This window comes from Agrobacterium sp. ST15.13.013, from assembly GCF_027956525.1.
GTDB lineage: Bacteria > Pseudomonadota > Alphaproteobacteria > Rhizobiales > Rhizobiaceae > Agrobacterium > Agrobacterium salinitolerans.
This window is the reverse complement of the sequence record NZ_JAQKGP010000008.1, coordinates 22,790-42,201: the sequence shown is the minus strand read 5'-3', so window position 1 is coordinate 42,201 and position 19,412 is coordinate 22,790. Positions and strand designations below refer to the sequence as shown.

At 59.7% G+C, this 19,412-nt stretch carries 18 protein-coding genes; 7 read left to right on the top strand and 11 right to left on the bottom strand.

Features of this window, described 5'->3' with window-relative positions:
* Positions 1-2: 2 nt before the first annotated feature.
* Complete coding sequence (locus PL597_RS10255) at positions 3-731, bottom strand: DUF899 domain-containing protein (RefSeq protein WP_077982749.1); 729 nt, start codon at positions 729-731, stop codon at positions 3-5.
* 147 nt (positions 732-878) lie between these two features.
* Here PL597_RS10255 and PL597_RS10250 point away from each other — a divergent pair, with 147 nt between their 5' ends.
* The 3 genes from PL597_RS10250 to PL597_RS10240 all read left to right on the top strand — a co-directional run bounded on the left by PL597_RS10250 (position 879) and on the right by PL597_RS10240 (position 3,776).
* Positions 879-1,325 carry a MarR family winged helix-turn-helix transcriptional regulator gene (locus tag PL597_RS10250; protein WP_077982750.1) on the top strand — a complete coding sequence of 149 codons (447 nt, stop codon included), beginning with the start codon at positions 879-881 and terminating at the stop codon, positions 1,323-1,325.
* A 102-nt stretch (positions 1,326-1,427) separates the two neighbouring features.
* Positions 1,428-1,850: a YciI family protein gene (locus tag PL597_RS10245; protein WP_077983018.1), complete on the top strand. Its 423-nt coding sequence runs from the start codon at positions 1,428-1,430 to the stop codon at positions 1,848-1,850.
* Positions 1,851-2,261: 411 nt separating this feature from the next.
* Entirely contained in the window at positions 2,262-3,776 is a 1,515-nt protein-coding gene (locus tag PL597_RS10240; protein WP_271365088.1) for an ABC-F family ATP-binding cassette domain-containing protein, read from the top strand.
* Between the two features lie 23 nt (positions 3,777-3,799).
* On the opposite strand, the gene PL597_RS10235 is transcribed toward PL597_RS10240, so the two are convergent.
* The 3 genes from PL597_RS10235 to PL597_RS10225 all read right to left on the bottom strand — a co-directional run bounded on the left by PL597_RS10235 (position 3,800) and on the right by PL597_RS10225 (position 5,435).
* Complete coding sequence (locus tag PL597_RS10235) at positions 3,800-4,561, bottom strand: RES family NAD+ phosphorylase (RefSeq protein ID WP_162520408.1); 762 nt, start codon at positions 4,559-4,561, stop codon at positions 3,800-3,802.
* Entirely contained in the window at positions 4,521-4,904 is a 384-nt protein-coding gene (locus PL597_RS10230; RefSeq protein WP_142912392.1) for an MbcA/ParS/Xre antitoxin family protein, read from the bottom strand. Before PL597_RS10230 ends, PL597_RS10235 begins: the two co-directional genes overlap by 41 nt.
* A gap of 108 nt (positions 4,905-5,012) precedes the next feature.
* Positions 5,013-5,435 carry an organic hydroperoxide resistance protein gene (locus tag PL597_RS10225; RefSeq protein WP_003509379.1) on the bottom strand — a complete coding sequence of 141 codons (423 nt, stop codon included), beginning with the start codon at positions 5,433-5,435 and terminating at the stop codon, positions 5,013-5,015.
* Positions 5,436-5,626: 191 nt separating this feature from the next.
* Between PL597_RS10225 and PL597_RS10220 the strand changes: the two genes are divergently transcribed.
* Positions 5,627-6,085, top strand: coding sequence for a MarR family winged helix-turn-helix transcriptional regulator (locus tag PL597_RS10220; protein WP_191216965.1), 459 nt, complete (start codon positions 5,627-5,629; stop codon positions 6,083-6,085).
* A 175-nt stretch (positions 6,086-6,260) separates the two neighbouring features.
* On the top strand, positions 6,261-7,040 hold the full coding sequence (locus PL597_RS10215; RefSeq protein WP_271365087.1) for a hypothetical protein: 780 nt from the start codon (positions 6,261-6,263) through the stop codon (positions 7,038-7,040).
* A gap of 42 nt (positions 7,041-7,082) precedes the next feature.
* Here the strand turns inward: PL597_RS10215 and PL597_RS10210 are convergent, their stop codons facing one another.
* The 3 genes from PL597_RS10210 to PL597_RS10200 all read right to left on the bottom strand — a co-directional run bounded on the left by PL597_RS10210 (position 7,083) and on the right by PL597_RS10200 (position 9,956).
* Positions 7,083-8,111, bottom strand: coding sequence for a calcium-binding protein (locus tag PL597_RS10210; protein ID WP_271365086.1), 1,029 nt, complete (start codon positions 8,109-8,111; stop codon positions 7,083-7,085).
* A 55-nt stretch (positions 8,112-8,166) separates the two neighbouring features.
* Complete coding sequence (locus PL597_RS10205; protein WP_077982755.1) at positions 8,167-8,892, bottom strand: L,D-transpeptidase; 726 nt, start codon at positions 8,890-8,892, stop codon at positions 8,167-8,169.
* Between the two features lie 155 nt (positions 8,893-9,047).
* The gene (locus tag PL597_RS10200; RefSeq protein ID WP_137409924.1) at positions 9,048-9,956 is read right to left on the bottom strand and encodes a L,D-transpeptidase; all 909 of its coding nucleotides are present in this window, start codon (positions 9,954-9,956) and stop codon (positions 9,048-9,050) included.
* Positions 9,957-10,120: 164 nt separating this feature from the next.
* Between PL597_RS10200 and PL597_RS10195 the strand changes: the two genes are divergently transcribed.
* Both PL597_RS10195 and PL597_RS10190 read left to right on the top strand, forming a co-directional pair.
* On the top strand, positions 10,121-12,838 hold the full coding sequence (locus tag PL597_RS10195; RefSeq protein ID WP_271365085.1) for a heavy metal translocating P-type ATPase: 2,718 nt from the start codon (positions 10,121-10,123) through the stop codon (positions 12,836-12,838).
* Positions 12,839-12,992: 154 nt separating this feature from the next.
* Positions 12,993-13,775 carry a glycosyltransferase family 32 protein gene (locus PL597_RS10190; RefSeq protein ID WP_271365084.1) on the top strand — a complete coding sequence of 261 codons (783 nt, stop codon included), beginning with the start codon at positions 12,993-12,995 and terminating at the stop codon, positions 13,773-13,775.
* A gap of 34 nt (positions 13,776-13,809) precedes the next feature.
* Here PL597_RS10190 and PL597_RS10185 read toward each other — a convergent pair whose 3' ends face one another.
* The 4 genes from PL597_RS10185 to PL597_RS10170 form a co-directional block, all read right to left on the bottom strand.
* On the bottom strand, positions 13,810-14,775 hold the full coding sequence (locus PL597_RS10185; protein ID WP_271365083.1) for an alpha/beta hydrolase family protein: 966 nt from the start codon (positions 14,773-14,775) through the stop codon (positions 13,810-13,812).
* A gap of 172 nt (positions 14,776-14,947) precedes the next feature.
* Positions 14,948-16,573, bottom strand: coding sequence for a cisplatin damage response ATP-dependent DNA ligase (locus tag PL597_RS10180; RefSeq protein ID WP_137409922.1), 1,626 nt, complete (start codon positions 16,571-16,573; stop codon positions 14,948-14,950).
* A 1-nt stretch (position 16,574) separates the two neighbouring features.
* Positions 16,575-17,585, bottom strand: a complete 1,011-nt coding sequence (locus tag PL597_RS10175; protein ID WP_191217131.1) for a ligase-associated DNA damage response exonuclease — start codon at positions 17,583-17,585, stop codon at positions 16,575-16,577.
* Positions 17,586-17,812: 227 nt separating this feature from the next.
* On the bottom strand, positions 17,813-19,342 hold the full coding sequence (locus tag PL597_RS10170) for an MDR family MFS transporter (RefSeq protein ID WP_271365082.1): 1,530 nt from the start codon (positions 19,340-19,342) through the stop codon (positions 17,813-17,815).
* Between the last annotated feature and the right edge of the window lie 70 nt (positions 19,343-19,412).

Genomic DNA, 19,412 nt, shown 5'->3' with positions numbered 1-19,412 from the left:
TTTCAGTGGCAGCAGGCCGCCGCCTTCGGCGCGTCCTCGTACTGGTCGTGGCGACGCACCCAATCCATTACCTCATCTTCATTACGGCCCTTTGGCACCAGGTCGAGCAGCATCAGCGTGCCGAGCGTCTGTTCCGCACCGCGGGCGTATGTGGAATAGGTATGGTAGATCTTGCCGTCATCGCCCTTGGCGAAAACGCTGATGCCGTGCAGGTCCTTCAGGTCGCCATAGGGCGCCATGTTACGGTAATTATAGGTGATTTCGCCTTTGGCCATGTCCTCGTCGCGGAACGAGGCCTGATAATCATAGTTGAAATCGCCGCCCTCGGCCGAAACCCAGGGGAATTTCCAGCCCATGCGGTTTTTGTAGCTTTCGATCTTCTCAAGCGGCGCACGCGACACGGCGACGAAACCCGCATCGCCATGCTTGAGGTGGATCAGCGCACCATCGACGTGATCGGCAAAAAAGGAGCAACCGACGCAGCCCTCCTCCCAGTCCGGTGCCAGCATAAAGTGATAGACGATGAGCTGACTGCAGCCGCCGAACAGTTCCGTGAGCGACTTGGGGCCGGAAGGGGCATCGAAGATATAATCCTTCGTCACCTCTTCCCAAGGCAGCGCACGCCGGGCCTCGTTCAGCCTGTCGCGGGCGCGGGTCAGTTCCTTTTCCTTCACCAGCAGGTCGCGGCGGGCCGCAAGCCACTCCTCTTTCGAAACGACGGGATGAGACATGATCTTTCCTCCTTGGATCCGTCTTTCACTGCGGCTTGGCCTCTCCGTGGCGGGCGCCGCGCATCTCTGTGTTGAAATCCGAGAAATGGAGCCACAGAGCATCAAGTTTCGCTTGACTATTTAGGTTGATATCAACATATTTAGCGCATGTCAAACGCCAACGCGATTCCTTTTTCGACAACTCTTCTTGTGCGCGATTCCTGCCTGTGCCTGCATGCGCAGCGCGCGGCGCGGGCGCTGGCACGGCTGTTTGATAATGCGCTGAAGCCGGTGGGCATCAATAATGGCCAGTTTTCGCTGCTGATGTCGCTGAACAGGCCGGAGCCGCCGCCAATGGGGCCGGTCGCCAATCTTCTGGCGATGGACCGCACGACGCTGACGGCGGCGCTGAAGCCGCTGGAACGGCGCGGGCTGGTCAGCATTGAGCAGGACCCGAAGGACAAGCGCGGCAAACGGTTGCGGCTGACGGCTGACGGGATGGCCGTGCTCGCCGCCGCCTTCCCCATCTGGCAGCAGACCCATGCGGAAATAGAAGCCAAGATTGGCAGCGGCGACCCTGAAAGGTTGCGCCGCGATCTTGTCGACCTCGGCTGACAGGATTGACGGCATGGCGCCACTTTTGTCGGCGAAAATGTCATCCGGCCGTCGTGCCGGGGAGCGACACTACGAAGAAAGCGCAATCAAGGAGGAATGATCATGCGTGCAATCGTTTTTGTGAAAGCCACCAAAAGCAGCGAAGACGGCGTGATGCCAACGACGGAGCTAATTGAGGCGATGGGGAAATTCAACGAGGAACTGGTCAATGCCGGCATCATGCAATCCGGCGATGGCCTGCACCCCTCCTCCAAAGGCAAACGCGTGATTTTCGACGGCGACAGCCGCACCGTAGTCGATGGCCCCTTCCCGCACACCAATGAGTTGGTCGCCGGTTTCTGGATATGGCACGTGAAGGACATGGATGAGGCCGTGGAATGGGTGAAGCGCTGCCCGAACCCGATGCTGGAGAAGAGCGAAATCGAAATCCGCCCGATGTTCGAGATGGAAGACTTCGGCGATGCCGTGACGCCCGAGATCGCCGCCCATGTGGAAGAACTGCGCGCGCGTGTCGGCAAACAATGATGCCAGCGCGCTGAACAAATCCGCGTAAAATGATCCGGTGCGGCACCTCTCACCCTCCCGTCAGGGATGGATCCGGCCGCACCGCCCTTCCCAAATCTTCACCCTTCTCTAATCGGGTTGCCATGGATCACCACCGCTGGTAATGGTCAGGTGGTTCAACACGTTTCAAGAAAGGAGGCTTCGCATGGATATTTCCTGCTTCTGGCGCAATCGTCAGCTCTGCCACCTTTTTGCCCTGCGGACACGTTTGCAGGGCTGACCGGAACAACCACCCTCTGGTTTGCCTAAAAGGCCGCGCAGGACGCAGTTTGTCTGCCATTGCGCATAGTTTCACGACGGATCACCGAGAACCGAAACCCGTCCTGCACGCGCAGGCAACGGTACGGGTCCGTCTTTGCCAGAGACGACATCATGACCATCATCACGCTGCGCAACCTCGGAATCATTCTGGGCAAGCCGCTTTTTTTCAATCTCAACCTCACCATCAATGCGGGAGACCGCATCGGCATCGTCGCCGCCAATGGCTGTGGCAAATCCACCCTGCTTAACTGCCTCGCGGGTGACATGGAACCCACCAGCGGCGACATCACCCGGTTGCGCGGGCTGACGCAGTCGATCGTCCACCAGCACCTACCCTCGCCGCTAATGGAACGGACGATGCGCGACGCCGTGCTTTCCGCCCTGCCGGCGGACACGATCGACAGCGACAGCTGGCGCGCCGACATCATCTTCGATGCCATGTTGGTGCCCGAACCGTTCCGCGAGCGGCGGCTGAAAGAATTGAGCGGCGGCTGGCAAAGGCTTGCCATGCTGGCCAAAGCCTGGATCACCGAACCTGACGTGCTGCTGCTCGACGAGCCGACCAACCATCTCGACCTCGAAAAAATCAACGTGCTCGAAAGCTGGCTTGGGGAATTGCCGCGCGATACGGCCGTCATCATCGTCAGCCACGACCGGGCGTTTCTCGACAATGTCACCCGGACCACCCTCTTTCTACGACCGGAAAACTCGGCGCTGTTCCGCCTGCCCTATGGCCATGCGCGCGCGGCGCTGGAGGAGGAGGATGCCGCCGATGAGCGGCGTTTCCAGCGCGACATGAAAACCGCGCAGCAATTGCGCCGGCAGGCCGCCAAGCTCAACAATATCGGCATCAATTCCGGCAGCGACCTGCTGACCGTCAAGACCAGGCAATTGCGCGAGCGGGCGGAAAAGATCGAGGAAAAGGCGCGGCCCGCCCATATCGAGCGATCCGCCGGCAAGATCCAGCTCGCCAATCGCGGCACCCATGCCAGGGTTCTGGTCACTCTGGAAGATGTGCCGGTCTCGACGCCGGACGGGACAGTGCTGTTTCGCACCGGCCGGCAATTTATCCGCCAGGGCGACCGTATCGTCATTCTCGGCCGCAACGGCGTCGGCAAGACAAGACTGATGTCGCTTCTGCAGGCGGCTGTATCGGGCGCAGGCCAGATACAGGACGGTATCAAGGCGACGCCCTCGCTGGTGGCCGGATATGTCGACCAGTCGCTCGCCGAGATCGATGACGACAGCACGCCCGTTTCACTGCTGTCCCGCCGCTTCGACATTGGCGACCAGCGCATCCATGGCCTGCTTGCGGGCGCAGGCATCGACATGGAAATGCAGAAACGCCGCATCGCCGCCCTTTCCGGCGGGCAGAAGGCGCGGCTTGCCATGCTGGCGCTCAGGCTGGCGGAGCCGAATTTCTACCTGCTGGACGAGCCGACCAACCATCTGGATATTGAGGGGCAGGAAGCGCTGGAGACGGAAATCATCAGCCGCGAAGCCAGCTGCGTGTTCGTCTCGCATGACAGGCGTTTCGTTCGGGCTGTCGGAACCCGCTTCTGGCTGATCGACAAGCGCAAACTGGTGGAAGTCGACGATCCCGAAGGATTTTTCGCCTCGGCCTGATGGTTTTGAAAAGCAAACGCCCGTCAGCCCAAAAGGCTGGCGAGGCGTGGATCGCCGGCGAAATCCAAAACCGCAAAACCCGTTCTGCGCATCGGAAATTCGCAAAGCGCCTGCACCCCCGTTTTCGACAGGTGGATGCGCCAGCTCATCCGTTCCACCGGCGTCTTCGCGGCAAAAGCCGTCGGCGACAGAACCGCGATGTTGAGGCCGCCGGCGGGGTCACGTACCGAGCGATAGAGGATAGCTTCGATCTTCGCCAGACGTGCCTGATCGGCCAGCGCCTGGCATGGCTCGTAATTCTGCAGATCGGTCCACAGGCGAGCGTCCCGGTTCAGTTCAGGTTTCGTCAGATTGAGCGCCGCATCGGTGGCGATACGTGCGGCGAAGGCGGAATAGTCGGCGGGATTGGCAGGCAGCGGCGTTCCGGGCGATTCGGCATAAAACAGCAGCCGGTAAAAGGCCATTTCGGCCAGCGCCGTCTCCACTTTTTGGGCGGCGTAATAAACGCCTTCGGTATAGCCCGCGCGACGGAAGCGCGAACCATGCGGATAGGCGGCTCCATACCGGAAGGGCGTGGCGAGAAGATAATCGAAACCGGCGCAATCAGGCGGAAACGGCCGCTTGCTCGTCTCCAGAATATCTTCCAGCAGCGATTGCTCCTCCACCGTATCCACCAGTTTCATGGTGGAAACCTGATGCTGCGCTTCCACCAGCCGCCAGTATTTTCCCGATACGGTGCGTTTTTCAGACAGGAGCGCGTCGGGCGTCCAGATAGGAGAGGACATCGATCAATCCGGTAATGGTGGTCAGTTTGTCGGCAGGCACGGCGTTCAGCGCGACATTGCGATTGCGCAGCCAGTTTTTCGCCACGGCCTCATCGCCGCCGGCAATCGCATCCAGCGAGCGGAAAACCCGGATCAGCAGCACCGCAAGCTCGAAGGATTTGGCGCCCGGTTCCAGCAGGAAATCGAGCCGCTTCATGCGCGACACGGTGGGGGCGGAAACGCCGAGAATATCGGCCGTGCGAGCGGCATTGAGGCCCAGCCGCTCGGCGGCGGCGATAACGGCCTTGGTAACGACCCTGCCCTGTGAGGCGGGATCCATGGCGCTCTTGGCGTGAATATTCATGGCGCATATCCTTTCCTTGGAAAGAATATAGCATTTTTCTTTCTGAAAACAAGAAGGCCGGGATGAACCCGGCCTCATTGTTCACATGGATTGCTCCCGCGAATTGGATCAGGCCACCGAGACCGGCACTTCCGTGGAGGTGCGCATGGCGTGGCTGTAGGGGCAGACGATGTGAGCGGCGGCAACCAGCTTTTCGGCAACTTCGCGCTCGACGCCCGGAATATTGGCCTTCAGCGACACTTCGATGCCGAAACCGCCGCCGTCTTCGCGCGGGCCGATGCCGACGGTCGCCGTCACAGTCGTGTCTTCAGGAATTTTTACTTTTTCCTTGCCGGCGACAAATTTCAGCGCGCCCAGGAAGCAGGCGGAATAACCGGCCGCAAAAAGCTGCTCCGGATTGGTGCCACGGGCGCCATCGCCGCCCAGTTCCTTCGGAACGGTGAGGGTGACGTCAAGAACACCGTCTTCCGACTTGGCGTTGCCGGCGCGGCCACCGGTGGCGGATGCTTTGGTCGTGTAGAGAATGGGCATGACATTTACTCCTTCGGGTTGATGTGAATATCTTGTAGACCACAATTAAATTGTGCGCAATATAATTTTGCACATTGAATGCGATTTTGTTTTTTGCGATAATTTTCAAGAAATTTCGCCGCGCATCCATGCGGCAGGAACCGAAAGCGGGGGCTGATTGTTCCCCTCCCGGTTGATTTTGGAGCAGGAAAATGGACGCAGCGGGCGACGAGAAGACAATGGAAAGCCTGTTGAGGCTGGACCAGCAGATATGTTTTGCCCTTTATGGCGCGGCGCACGCCTTCACGCGCGCCTATAAGCCGTTGCTCGACCCGATCGGGCTGACCTATCCGCAATATCTTGTCATGATGGCGCTATGGGAAAAGGAGACATCCACCGTCAAGGCGCTCGGCGAAATGCTGGGCCTCGATTCGGGCACGTTGTCGCCGCTGCTGAAACGGCTCGAACATGCGGGGCTGATCACCCGCAAACGCGGCACGGTGGACGAGCGGCAGGTGCTGGTGGCCTTAACGCCCAAGGGCGCGGACCTCAAAAAAGAGGGCGTGAAGATCATGGCAGCAATCGGCGGCGCCACCGGCTGCGGGCTGGAGGAACTGGCCCAGCTGCGGGACCGGGTGAATGCGTTGAAGGATGGCCTTTCGAGGGGTTGACCCCCTGAAAACAAGGGGTCGGAAAGGATTTATTAACTAGTTCCCGATAAAGTTGCATTTATATTTTATGCAGCTAATATGATTTGAAGCTGCATTTCCAGCCCCAAAAGCCGATGAAGGCATTTTGCGGTAGATTTCAAAAGGCATATTGATGACTTTGATCTCTGCGAATTCGATGGCATTGACCATTCTCAATCAAATTTTTTCCACGCGGGACATCTCACAGAATAGAGCCGCTAACTCGATCCTCAATATTGTCGCAGACAGCCCGCAGAAGACTGCGCAAGCCATTGACACGATCGTATCGCTTGCTTCCCGCGTTACCAAAGTAAAACAGGAGACTGTTGCCACAAAGGAGATAGTCTCCGCCGCCATTCCGCAGGCAACGGTAAGCGCGATGAACGCCGCGGCGACGTCTATAATGTCGTCCTCTTACATCAAGCCGATCGAACGGACAGCGGAGAATGCAGAAGCGATTGTAAAGGAGCTAATATCCATGGCTTCGAGAACCAGTCCGCGCCAAGTATCAAAAATCATTGTGCCAGCGCGCGAAGAGTACGATGCCCAGTACACTGAGTGGGGTGCAAAACGCATCGCGAATGGTGAGGATGAGGCGCTTGTGAAAAAGCAGGTCGCGTATTTTATCAGTGACCGAGTTTACGAAGGCCAAGTCAAAATGGCGGAACTCAACAACTCTCTCGATGGAACATATTGCGAAGTGTCGAGACAGTATATGCATGACAGCGAAAAAGCGCTTAAGGAATTTTTCGGTTCCGCCATAGTTCTTAAACTGGGTGAAAATGGTCAGGTGTCGGTTACACCCGGTACGCTATATTACGGCAACGGGCAGAAAATGGTTGAGTACAAAGAAACCGGCGAACTGGAAATTTTCGACAAAATGGGGAGCTTGGTAAAAGCCTACAAAAAATCGGAACTCCAGTCGTATTCAAGTTGAGAGTGCCCCGTCGGTTTTCCGACGGAGCGCCGACCCTTTAACTCATGCAAGCAAGCCAAATTCAAACATAGAAGGGACCAGTGATGCAGCCGAGACGTCAGAAAGCACAATTTGCAAACCGTCCACGCTAATATTGGCGTGTCCGTTGACACCGTCTGCAATCATAAGATCCGCAAAATCGTCTGCTATCGCGGTGTCAAACCGTATTCTATCACTTCCTAACTGGAAGTCTTTGATAGTGTCTTGCGCGTTCCTGACGGAAAAATAGAACGTGTCAGCGTCAGCCCCACCCCAAAGAACGTTTTCACCATCTCCACCTTCGATCAAATCGCTGCCTGCGCCTCCGTCGAGAACATCGTTTCCAGCTCCGCCGCGCAACTGGTCATTTCCAGCTTCACCAAATAGCTTGTCTGCGCCGTCCCCACCGCTAAGCTGGTCGGTTCCAGTCCCACCATAAAGACTGTCATCGCCTCCATCGCCATACAGAAGGTCGTTACCACCTTGGCCGTTAAGGTAGTCGTTTCCATCACCACCATAGAGCTTATCGTTCCCGGCCGCGTTCAAATCCGCAATCCAGCGATTAGCACTGGTAGAGTCGCCGAATAGTCTGTCATTGCCACCATTGCCGTAAAGCGTGTCGTTCCCGCCATCGCCTTGAACTGTCTCACCGAGCCTGCCGCCGATGAACGTATTATCGTTCGCCCTGCCATAGATCGTAACGCTGGAATCCATGTACTTAACACTCGAAAAATCAACTTTTCCTGCAAAGTAGACGGGCTCCACCGGCCATTGGCTAAACTGATTGAATTGAATTTTTTCAATACTGCTCAAGCCATTATCGGCAATCATGATGGCGGTCCACGAGTAGCCCGACGTTGGAGAGACATAAATTCTATCCTCCCCTTCACCGCCATAAAACCGCTCCCACCCGTTCTGGACTCCACCTAGACCGCCAAACGCACTGCCGCCAAGCTGAAACGTATCGTTCCTAACCGCGCCGTAACGATCACCATAATAACCCGTGTTCATTATAATAAAAAATGGCCGCAGCACGTTTCGTGTTGCAGCCATTATTTTTCAGCTCGGTCAGCTTATGTACTGAATGTGGTTCGGATGCTCCGTCAGCTTACTGCCACACCACCACACGCGCCTTTTGCGGCACGCGGTCGTAGAGGTCGATGACGTCCTGGTTCATCAGGCGCACGCAGCCGGAGGAGACGGCCTTGCCGATGGAGTTCCATTCCGGCGAGCCGTGCAGGCGGTAGAGCGTGTCCTTGCCGTTCTGGAAGATATAAAGGGCGCGCGCGCCGAGCGGGTTCTTCAGGCCGGGCGGCATGCCACCGTTCTTGGAAGAATATTTGGTGAGTTCCGGCTGGCGGGCGACCATTTCGTCCGGCGGGGTCCATTTCGGCCATTTCTGACGCCACTGGATGACGCCCTCGCCCGACCAGGCGAAACCTTCGCGGCCGATGCCGACGCCGTAACGCATGGCGCTGCCGCCCGGCTCCACCACGTAAAGGAAGCGCGAGCGCGTATCGACGACGACGGTGCCGGGGCGTTCGCCGGTCGGATCGACAACCCGCTGGCGATAATAACGGCGGTCGATCTTCTGATAGGGCACGGCGGGAATGACGTAACCGCCATCCTCAACAGAGCCGTACATGACGGCCAGTTCCGCATCGCTGACGCCCGGCGAGAACATCTGCCGGAAATCGCTGCCGATGGCGCCTGCCTGCTGGCGAATGGCGCCTCCCGGACCGGATGAGGCACAGCCTGCGAGAAGCGAAGCGGAGGAGATGCCGAGAAGGGAAAGGAAGGTGCGTCTGGAAAAATCTGTGTCGGTACTTGTCATAAGGCCGGGTTGTCCCACATTTCGAACGGCTATATCGCCGTTGTACGTCATTTGTTCCGTTTCATGCGTATTGCGAAAATAGTTAACCGACCGCTAAAAGCCAGTCACAAGGCGCCGGCGGAATGGGTCTGGCAACTCTTTCTTTTAGAACGTGTTCAGATAACCACAATCTGCGCCCCTTGCGGCACACGCTCATAGAGATCGATCACATCCTGATTGAGCATGCGCACGCAGCCGGAGGACGTCGCCTTGCCCACGGATTGCCAGTCCGGCGTGCCGTGCACGCGGTACAGCGTGTCCTTGCCGTCCTTGAAAATATAAAGCGCGCGCGCGCCGAGCGGATTGTTGAGACCTGGCGTCATGCCGCCATTGGCAGCGGAGATGGAGGCGAGTTCCGGCTGGCGCTTGACCATTTCATCCGGCGGCGTCCAGCGCGGCCATTTTGCCTTCCACTGGATTTTGCCGCGACCCGACCAGGCATAACCGTCGCGCCCCAGCCCAACGCCGTAACGGATCGCCTTGCCGCCGGACTGCACGAGATAAAGAAAATGCTGTTTCGTATCGACCACGATGGTGCCCGGCGCTTCCGCCGTCTGGTAGCTCACTTCCTGCCTGAGATAACGCGGATCGATGCGGCCATAGGGAATGGCCGGCAACGAGCGATCATCGTCGCGGATCGGGCCATATATGACCCGGTGCAGCGGATTGGAAACCGGCAGGCCATAAGCCATGGCCTGACCACGTCCCTGAGGGGCGTTATAACCTTGCACCTGTGGGGCTTGCAGCCCCTGGCCGCGCACTGGCGGACCGTATTCCTGATGGAAGCGGGTTCTGAACAGATCCGGCGGGCGGGTTGAAAGCTGGCCCGGCTGCGGCGGCAGTTCCGGCTGGCGATTGGAGCTGACGGAGTTGAAATTGAACACCGGCGCCGTTTCCCTGACGAAAACATCCGGGTCCATCCGGGTCGTATCCGTCACGAAAAGGCAACCGCCCAGCAGCGGCAGAACCGCAAGAGCCATCAGAGAGGCCGCCCGGCGACCATTTTTCAAAAGGAGTGCTATCATCTGAACCGCTTCATGGAATCCAATCTGCCGGCATGATGGACCCCGCGGCTGGCGCGAAGCTGGCGTCGTTTTTTCAAAAAAATCGAAAAACCGCATTTTTCCTCTTGAAGCTCTAGTTGCTAGAGGTGCCAGATTGGCTGTCGAGTGGAATTCAGGAGCGAACCATGAATATTTCGACACGCCGCAGTTTGAACGGAGCATCGGAGGACCTGACCTTTTCGGTCGGCGGCATGGATTGCGGCAGCTGCGCGGCGAAGATCGAAACCGCGCTCTCCCGCCTGCCCGGCGTCGGCGACGTCAAGGTTTCCGTCGCTCGCGAAAGGCTGAACCTTTCGTTGGCGGAGAACAAGACTCCGGTCGAAAAGATCGAGGATACGTTGCGCAAGCTCGGCTTCAAGCCCGCTCTGCTGCCGCGCGACAAAGCGCCCGCTGCAAAGGTCGAAGCCGATCATCATGATCATTCCTCCTGCGGCGGCCACCACCATGACGAGGCCGAAACGGGCGCGGACAAGAGCAACGCGCTGATCTTTTCAGTCGGCGGGATGGATTGCGGCAGCTGCGCGGCCAAGATCGAAACCGCGCTTTCCCGTTTGCCCGGCGTCGGCGACGTCAAGGTTTCGGTGGCCCGCGAAAGGCTGAACCTCTCGCTTGCCGAGAACAAGACCCCGGTCGACAAAATCGAGGACACGCTGCGCAAGCTCGGCTTCAAACCCGCTCTGCTGCCGCAGGAAAAGACCGCACGCGAAAAGACGCCGGATCATAAGCACGAACATGACCATGATCACGCGACATGCGGTGGCCATCACGATCACGACCATTCCGGGCATGATCACGCAGCACACGACCATTCGGGACACGAGCACCATTCCTGCAACGGGCATGACCACGATCACTCCGGCCATGATCATTCAGGTCACGATCACGGACACGACCATGCGGGCCACTCCCACGCTGCCGCGCCTGCCGCCGCAAGCCAGAGCGCCGAGATAGGGCACGCCCATGGCGCGGACGAAAAAGGTGCATGGTGGCGCACCGCCAAGGCGCGCAACACCTTCACCGGCACCATTCTGGTCGCGATTGCCTATGCGGCGGAACTGACCTTCCCGGCCTGGGGAAGTTACGCCTTCGTCGTCGCGACGCTCGCCACGCTTTTCCCCATCGCGAAGAACGCCGTCAACGCCGCCCGTTTCGGCGCGGTCTTCACCATTGAGATGCTGATGACGATTGCCGCCATCGGCGCGATCATCATCGGCGAGGCGGAAGAGGCGGCCATCGTCGTGCTGCTCTTCTCCGTCGGCGAATTGCTGGAAGGTTTTGCGGCCGCCCGCGCTCGCTCCGGCATCAAGGCGCTCGGTTCGCTCTTGCCAAAAACCGCGATGGTGGAGGAAAACGGATCGCTTCGGCAGATCTCCGCCGATCAGGTGCGCATCGGCCAAGTGGTCGTGGCGCGCCCCGGCGACCGTATCGCCGCCGACGGCGTAGTCATGGAAGGCCAGTCCAGCGTCGACGAATCGCCGATGACCGGCGAGAGCATTCCGGTCGCGAAAGAAAAGGGCGACCGAGTCTTCGCCGGCTCGATCAACCATGACGGTTCGCTGCGCATCCGTGTCGACCGCGCGCCGGAAGACAACACCATTGCCCGCATCATCACGCTTGTCGAGGAAGCGCAGGATGCCCGCGCCCCGACCGAGCGCTTCATCCAGAGCTTCTCGCGTTATTACATGCCGCTGATCGTCGCGATCTCGGTGCTGACCATCATCGTGCCGCCGCTTGTCGGTCTTGGTGACTGGGATACCTGGATTTATCGCGGTCTCGCGCTGCTCCTGATCGGTTGCCCCTGCGCCTTGGTCATCTCCGTTCCCGCGGCGATTGCCTCCAGCCTTTCGGCTGCGGCGCGCCACGGCATGCTGGTGAAAGGCGGCGCTGTCATCGAGATGCTGGCGCGCACCGAAACCGTCGCCTTCGACAAGACCGGCACGCTGACGCTCGGTGAGCCCGTCGTGACGGATGTGATCGCGCTTGACGGCAACGAGGCCGAACTGATTGCGCAGGCCGCGACCATCGAAAACGAGTCGAGCCACCCGCTCGCCCGCGCCATCGTCAATCATGCCGAAAAGGCCGGCGTGAAGCCCCTGCCCGGCTCCAACATCAAGGCGATTTCCGGTCGCGGCATGCAGGGCACTGTCGGCGGCAAGGAGCTGTTCATCGGCGCACCGCGCTTTGCGACTGAGGTCGGAACGCTCTCGAAGGACCTTTCCGATCGCATTTCCGCGCTGGAAAGCGAAGGCAAGACGGTGGCTGTCGTGATGACCGGCGGCGCGGCAAGCGGCCTCTTCGCCATGCGCGACGAGCCGCGCAAGGATGCGGCCGAAGGTGTGAAAGCGCTGAAGGATATGGGCATTTCCTCGCTGATGCTGTCGGGCGACAATGCCCGCACCGCACGCGCCATCGGCAACAAGCTGGGCCTTGAGGCGCGCGGCGAACTGCTGCCGCAGAACAAGGTCGAGGAAATCCGCAAGCTGGCCGAAAAGAAAACCGTTGTCATGGTGGGCGACGGCATCAACGATGCGCCTGCCCTTGCTGCCGCCAGCGTCGGTGTCGCCATCGGTTCCGGTACGGATGTGGCGATGGAGGCGGCGGATGCGGCGCTGATGCGCAATAATGTCGGCGATGCCGCGCGCCTCATCGGCTTGTCACGCGCCACCATGAGCAATATCCGCCAGAACGTAACCATCGCGCTTGGTCTGAAAGCGGTCTTCCTGGTGACCACCGTAACCGGCGTTTCAGGCCTGTGGCTCGCCGTTTTCGCCGACACCGGCGCGACGGTTCTGGTCACCGCCAACGCTATGCGGCTGCTCGGCTATTTCAACCGCAAGGGCTGAAATTCCATTTGCGTGCACGACGGCCGGGCCTCGTCCATCGAGGCCCGGCCGTCTTATTTACGGCATATTGACAAACTAATTGCGTCCAATACATACCGCGTACCGCCGTTTTCCACGCGCGTGACAAACGATTCCAAGCGCAGGAGCGCTGACATTGGCAAAGACTGGCTATAACCGCATTGCGTATCGCGCGATCAAAATCGGCGGCAATATCGTGAAGGTTATTCTCTCCATCGATCTTTTTTTGCGGCCAGGCAGAAGAAAAACGCTTCCGCAGTATCGGCCTGCCAGGCGCAGCCCGAAATCGGAAAAAGCCATTCCCCGCATCATCTGGCAGACCAATTACTCCAACCGGGTAACGACGCCGATCTATGCGAATTTCCTGTTCAACCGTTGGCTGACGCCGGAATTCGAATATCGCTATCATGATGACGAGGCATGCCAGGCCTATATCGACCGGCATTTTCCCGGACGTTACGCCGATGCCTTCCGCCGCCTGCAGGTGGGCGCCGCCAAGGCCGATTTCTGGCGTATTCTGGTGCTTCTGCAGGAAGGCGGCATCTATCTCGATATCGATTCCAATTTTGCGGCTCGCCCGGAAGATGTGATCGGCACGGATGAAGAAGCCGTTTTCATTGCCATGAAAGACGGCGAAATCACAAATTACTTCATGGCATCAAAACCCGGCCACCCGGCGCTCAGGCTGATAGCCGATCGTATTGCCCAAAATATCGAAGACGGGACGCTCGTCAGCGTCTATGACATGACCGGCCCGACGGTGGTGCATGCCGTCGTCAAGGAACTGGGCCTGCCTGTCCGCAATTACCGCGAAATGTGTACCCAGGGGCAGTTCACCAACAAGCGCGCCCAATATGCCGACAAGAAGGACGGCGCATGGTGGGCGGAGCAGGCCAAAACCGCAATCGTCAAAAACTAGCGGCGGCCTTTCTGCTGGAGGCGAAACTGGCGCCTCAGGCGAAACTGTTGAAAAAGCGGATGCTTTCCTCGACCGCATGCGGAACAACACCATTATGGGTGCCGGGCAAGAGCGTTTTGTCGACCTTGAAACCCGATGTCAGGGCGCGATCCACGAAAAGCTGGTGATCGGCATCGAAAGGCCGTTCCTCCGTGCCCCGCAAAAGCAGCGCCGGACATTTGAGGCTGGGGCCGAAACAGACGGAGGAGCGCATGATGAATTCGCGCTCGTCGGTCTCGTCGAAACAGATCTCGTCGCTATAGCGGTTGAAATAACGCCAGGAACTGACGCCGGCGGAGATGGGTGCTGCGGCGCGAAACGTCCGGCTCATCGCGGCCAGAAGCGTCAGCGTGCCGCCATTGGAATGGCCGGCGATGAAGAAGCGGTTTCTGTCGATGCCGGGAAGATTTTCCAGATAGGCGGCGGCGGCCAGCGCATCCGTCGTTTCGTCGTAAAAGCCGGAATAATTGCCGCTCTGGCCGTTTTCACCACGGAAGGATGGCAGAAGCACGACATAGCCCGCTTCCCAATAGGGCTTCATCAGCGCCCAATGGCCGTCCCCGGTGGCGTTGCCGCCGTGGAGGAAAAGAACGGCGGGCTTTAGCGTTTTTGAGGGCTGGTAGCGGGAGAGCCACGCGACAAGCGCAATGGAACCGTCCGGCCCGCCCGGATAGGTGATCCGTGTCGCCCCGGGCGGCGTGCCGAGCGCGGAAGATTTTTCCGGTGCCGGCATTTTTCGCAGGAGATGGGTGTGGAAATGCCGACGCGCCACCGCATAATCCTGCCGCTCCAGCGGCAGCACCTCTGGCGCAGCAATGCCCGCTTTCGCACGGGGTGGTAAAAATGCGGACGCTGACAGCCCCATGGCGCCGGCCACAAGGCTTCGCCGCGTCAGGCCCGGCGAGATGGCGCCGCTCTTTTCCTGTCCGAAGGCTTGGGAAAGAAAGCGTTTGTCTGCCATATGGTCACCTGCGGGGGATGGTTATTAGAGCAGTTCAACACTGCGGCTTGAGGCTGTCCAATCACGGATTCGCGAATGACAACAATGTATTCGCAGCCATCATGGCAATTTCGGGACAGCGTCTCTCCGTTCCTGCGCCTGCCGCGGGGGATGAGGGACGGTCAAGGCGCCGTTACCCTTCCACGCCGTCGATCATCGCCACCAGAGTCGAGAGCCTGTCCGCCTCCGCCGGCACCTTGTCGGCGCGAAGCCGCGAAATGCGCGGGAAGCGCATGGCCACGCCGGATTTGTGGCGGGTGGAGCGGTTGATGCCTTCGAAGGCCACCTCCAGCACGAAACCGAAATCCGGCGTCGCGCGCACCGCCCGCACCGGGCCGAAACGCTCGACGGTGTTGTCGCGCACGAATTTGTCCAGCACCTCCAGCTCCGCATCGGTGAAACCGAAATAGGCCTTTCCGACCGGCACCAGCTGTTCGCCATCCTCACCTTCCGCCCAGACGCCAAAGGTGAAATCGGAATAATAGCTCGATCTTTTGCCGTGGCCGCGCTGGGCATACATCATGACGGCGTCGATGTTATAAGGATCGCGTTTCCACTTGAACCAGGGGCCCTTGGCGCGCCCGGCCTGGTAGGTGCTGTCACGGCGCTTGATCATGACGCCCTCGATCACAGGATCGGGCGGTGCGGCACGAAGCGTATCGAGTTCCTGCCAGCTGGAAAAGCCAATCAGCGGCGAGAGGTCGAAGCGATCATGCGGCGCGTGCTCGATAATATCCGAGAGGCGGCCGCGGCGCTCCATGTAGCTTTCGGCGCGAATATCGTTCTCGCCCTCGAACAGCAGGTCATAGGCGCGAATGAAGGCGGGATAATCATCCAGCATCTTCGCAGTCACCGTCTTGCGGTTCAGCCGCTGCTGCAAGTCGGAAAAGGTGCGGGTGAGATTGTTGGAGCGCGACGTGCCTCCAATCAGCAATTCGCCATCCATCACGCCTTCGAAATCGATTGCCTCCAGAACATCGGGAAAGGCGGCGGAGATATCGTCGCCGGAGCGGGAATAGAGTTTTCGCGTGGCGCCGGCGCGGGACAATTGCACGCGAATACCGTCCCATTTCCATTCGGCGGCATAGTCGGCCGGGTCCAGCGCATCGAGGTCGCCATCGGAAACCGGCGTCGCCAGCATGACCGAATGGAAGATGGCGGGCGTCGCCAGAACCGGCCGCCCGGACTTCCCCTCAAGCCACGCGAAAAGCGGCGTATAGGGCGGCGTCAGCCCGTGCCAGAGGGTTTCGATCTCGGTGATGTCTTTGCCGGCGAAATCCGCCAGCGCCTGCCGTGCCAGCCGCGCCGAAACGCCGATGCGCAGGCTGCCGGTTGCGAGTTTGAGGAAAGCGAAACGCGAGGACGTATCGAGCCTATCCAGGAGGTCGCGCACCGCGCCGCGCACCTCGGTACGCCCCAGCGAATTCATCAACGTTACGACCTCTCCGAGGCGCGGATCCTGCGCCTCGGCGTCATCCGCGCCACCGATATTGCCCCAGACCAGCGAGATGGTCTCGGCAAGATCGCCGACATAATCATAGGAATAACGAAACAGCACCTCGTCCATCCGCTCCATGACCAGTTCGCGCAGCATGGCCGGCTTGACGCTCTTGAGGTCCAGCGTGCCGGCAATCGCCGCCAGACCGTAACCCCGGTCGGGATCGGGCGTATCGCGGAAATAATCGGTGAGCAGCTTCAGTTTGCCGTTGCGCGACGGGGTGAGAACGAGACGGTCGAGCAGCGTGGCGAAGGCTTTCATCTCAGTCCCCCTCATCCTCGTAACCGACCAGATGCAGCGGCTTGGCGGCAATACCCTGCAATTGACACCAGCGCACCAGCGCCTCCTCACGGCCATGGGTGACCCAGACGGCCTGCGGGGAAATTTCCTTGATCGTCTCCAGCAGTTCCGGCCAGTCGCAATGGTCGGAGATCACCAGTGGCAGCTCTACTCCGCCCTGCTTCGCCCTCTGCCGCACCATCATCCAGCCGGACGCGAAGGCGATCAGCGGTTCGTTGAAGCGCCGTGCCCAGCGTTCCTGAAAGGCGGAGGGCGGGCCGACGACGATCGCGCCCTTGAAGGCGGAGGGATCGCTTTTTTCGAGCGTTGCGGGGCGCAGATCGCCGAGATCGATGCCCTGCGAGATGTAATAATCACACAGCCGTGCCAGCGCGCCGTGAATGTAAATGGGATCGGAATAACCGTTGTCGCGGAGCAGACGGATGACGCGCTGCGCCTTGCCAAGCGAATAGGCCCCGACGAGGTGGGTGCGGTCGGGAAACTGTTTGATGGAGGTGAGCAGCTTGGCCGTTTCCACGCGCGGCAGCGGATGATGAAACACCGGCAGGCCGAAGGTGGCCTCTGTGATGAAGACATCGCAGGGCACCGTCTCGAAGGGCGCGCAGGTGGGGTCCACGCCGCGCTTGTAGTCTCCCGAGGCGACGATGCGCATCCCGTTCATTTCCACGGAGATTTGCGCCGAACCCAGCACATGGCCTGCTGGATGGAAACCGACGGTAACGCCGTTTACCTCCACCCTTTCGCCGAATGCGACCGCCTGCTCGCTGCCGCAGAAATCCTCGCCATAACGGATGCGCATTATATCCAGCGTCTGGCGCGTGGCCAGCACCGCGCCATGGCCGGCGCGGGCGTGGTCGGAATGACCGTGGGTGATGAGCGCCCGCGCCACCGGGCGGACGGGATCGATATAAAAATCACCCGCCGGGCAATAAAGGCCCTTGGGCGTGGAATTCAACAGCTGTTCCGGCTTCATATTCATTGAGATAGGGCCGCCCGCGCGAATCTAAAGTGCTGCGAGCATAACGCGGAACGTGCATTAAATTTCCAGCGGCGGTGTTTTTGTTGTGTAGGACCGTGATGGTGAAACACATTGCACGGCCCGTCCTTTCCCTCATTCTGCGCTCGTCACAGGGATGAAGGTATGGTGAGCAACGTGAACAAGGCGCATCAATCCCATCGAACCGTATTGCGTGACGGCCTTTACTCCCCCGCCCCTTCGGCCGGCTTCGCCTCAACCGCCGCCGGTAGCCGCACCGGCTTCAGCATCAGCGCCGCGGCAAGGCCGATGGCGGCGGTTGCGGCGGCCGCGAAGAACAGCGGCGTAAACGCATCCGAGTAGAGCGCGGCGACGGCGGCCTGTGAGGCGGCGGGGAGTTCGGAGAGGATTTTCGGCGTCAGTTCCTCGATCTTGCCGACACCGGGAATATTGACCGCGACACCTTTCAGGCTCGAGGACACGATGGCGCCATAGACAGAAATGGCAATCGCCGCGCCGCCCATGCGGGTCAGCGTCACCGCGCCGCTCGCCGCGCCGATATCCGCCTTGGGCGCGGAATTTTGCACGCCGATGATCGGCGCCTGCTGGCCGAGCCCGACAGCAAAGCCTTGTGCCAACATGAGGACCGCAATCATCCAAAGCGGCGTTCCGGCATGCATCTGCGTGAAGAGCAGCATGGCGATGACGTTGATGGTAAGACCCGCCACAGAGAAGGGCTTGTAGACGCCGGTGATCGAAATCAGCCGTCCGGCCGAAAGCGAGCCCATGACAATGCCGCCGGTGACGGCGATGAAGAACAGGCCGGCATGTGAGGGCGAAAGCCCGGTCGTGGTCTGCAGGAACAGGGCATAATAATTGACCATGCCGATGCCGATGCCGCCGCTGGTCAGCGAGACTATCATCAAGAGCGGAAAGGTGCTGTCCTTGAATAGCCTGAGCGGCACCACCGGTTCCGGCGCGCGGCGTTCCACCTGCACCCAGAGAAAAGCGGCGATGACGGCGAAAGCGATAATGCCGAGACTGGGGGCTGCGATGAGCGAGCCGAACAATTCGCTGCTGTCAGCCCAGAAGACCACGCTGGCAATGGTGGCCGCCAAAAGGACCGCGCCGAGATAATCGATCTTCGGCTGGCGCGCCGGGCGGCGGTAAGGCAGCATCAATGCCAGCCCTGCAATGACGATGATGCCGAGCGGCAGGTTAATGAGGAAGATTGACCGCCAGCCGAACAGGTCGCTCATCGTACCGCCGAGGATCGGGCCGACACTGCCTGACGCCATGATGGTGAGGCTGGAATAGCTCTGGTAGCGGGCGCGTTCACGCGGCTCGAACAGATCTGCATTGACGGAAAAGATCGAGACCATAATGCCGCCGCCGCCAAGCCCCTGCAACACGCGGGCGGCAATCAGGGTGTCCATCGACCATGCCAGCCCGCAGGCCAGCGAACCCAGCGTGAAGATGACGACCGCCGCGATCATCACATATTTGCGGCCGAACAGATCGCCGAGCTTGCCATAGACAGGCATGACAGCACTGGTCGCCAGCAGATAGGCCGAGCCGATCCAGCCGAAACGCTCCAGCGCGCCGAATTCACCGACAATGGTGGGAAGCGCTGTCGATACGATCTGGTTATCGAGAGTTGCCATGAACATGGCCAGCATCAGGAACAGAAAGACGATGAGCCTGCGCCGATGATCCGACACAAGCGGCGCCACGGGGGCGGTGGACATATCCATGAAAAATCTCGTTGGCTACGGCGGTTTTGCTACGGCAATTTGTGTGCTATCAGCACATATATGTCAATGG

What these genes read in the sequence shown, in the direction of transcription:
- PL597_RS10255 (WP_077982749.1), bottom strand. Translation starts at nt 731, where the DNA reads ATGTCTCATCCCGTCGTTTCGAAAGAGGAGTGGCTTGCGGCCCGCCGC.
- PL597_RS10250 (WP_077982750.1), top strand. Translation starts at nt 879, where the DNA reads ATGTCAAACGCCAACGCGATTCCTTTTTCGACAACTCTTCTTGTGCGC.
- PL597_RS10245 (WP_077983018.1), top strand. Translation starts at nt 1,428, where the DNA reads ATGCGTGCAATCGTTTTTGTGAAAGCCACCAAAAGCAGCGAAGACGGC.
- PL597_RS10240 (WP_271365088.1), top strand. Translation starts at nt 2,262, where the DNA reads ATGACCATCATCACGCTGCGCAACCTCGGAATCATTCTGGGCAAGCCG.
- PL597_RS10235 (WP_162520408.1), bottom strand. Translation starts at nt 4,561, where the DNA reads ATGTCCTCTCCTATCTGGACGCCCGACGCGCTCCTGTCTGAAAAACGC.
- PL597_RS10230 (WP_142912392.1), bottom strand. Translation starts at nt 4,904, where the DNA reads ATGAATATTCACGCCAAGAGCGCCATGGATCCCGCCTCACAGGGCAGG.
- PL597_RS10225 (WP_003509379.1), bottom strand. Translation starts at nt 5,435, where the DNA reads ATGCCCATTCTCTACACGACCAAAGCATCCGCCACCGGTGGCCGCGCC.
- PL597_RS10220 (WP_191216965.1), top strand. Translation starts at nt 5,627, where the DNA reads ATGGACGCAGCGGGCGACGAGAAGACAATGGAAAGCCTGTTGAGGCTG.
- PL597_RS10215 (WP_271365087.1), top strand. Translation starts at nt 6,261, where the DNA reads ATGGCATTGACCATTCTCAATCAAATTTTTTCCACGCGGGACATCTCA.
- PL597_RS10210 (WP_271365086.1), bottom strand. Translation starts at nt 8,111, where the DNA reads ATGGCTGCAACACGAAACGTGCTGCGGCCATTTTTTATTATAATGAAC.
- PL597_RS10205 (WP_077982755.1), bottom strand. Translation starts at nt 8,892, where the DNA reads ATGACAAGTACCGACACAGATTTTTCCAGACGCACCTTCCTTTCCCTT.
- PL597_RS10200 (WP_137409924.1), bottom strand. Translation starts at nt 9,956, where the DNA reads ATGATAGCACTCCTTTTGAAAAATGGTCGCCGGGCGGCCTCTCTGATG.
- PL597_RS10195 (WP_271365085.1), top strand. Translation starts at nt 10,121, where the DNA reads ATGAATATTTCGACACGCCGCAGTTTGAACGGAGCATCGGAGGACCTG.
- PL597_RS10185 (WP_271365083.1), bottom strand. Translation starts at nt 14,775, where the DNA reads ATGGCAGACAAACGCTTTCTTTCCCAAGCCTTCGGACAGGAAAAGAGC.
- PL597_RS10180 (WP_137409922.1), bottom strand. Translation starts at nt 16,573, where the DNA reads ATGAAAGCCTTCGCCACGCTGCTCGACCGTCTCGTTCTCACCCCGTCG.
- PL597_RS10175 (WP_191217131.1), bottom strand. Translation starts at nt 17,585, where the DNA reads ATGAAGCCGGAACAGCTGTTGAATTCCACGCCCAAGGGCCTTTATTGC.
- PL597_RS10170 (WP_271365082.1), bottom strand. Translation starts at nt 19,342, where the DNA reads ATGGATATGTCCACCGCCCCCGTGGCGCCGCTTGTGTCGGATCATCGG.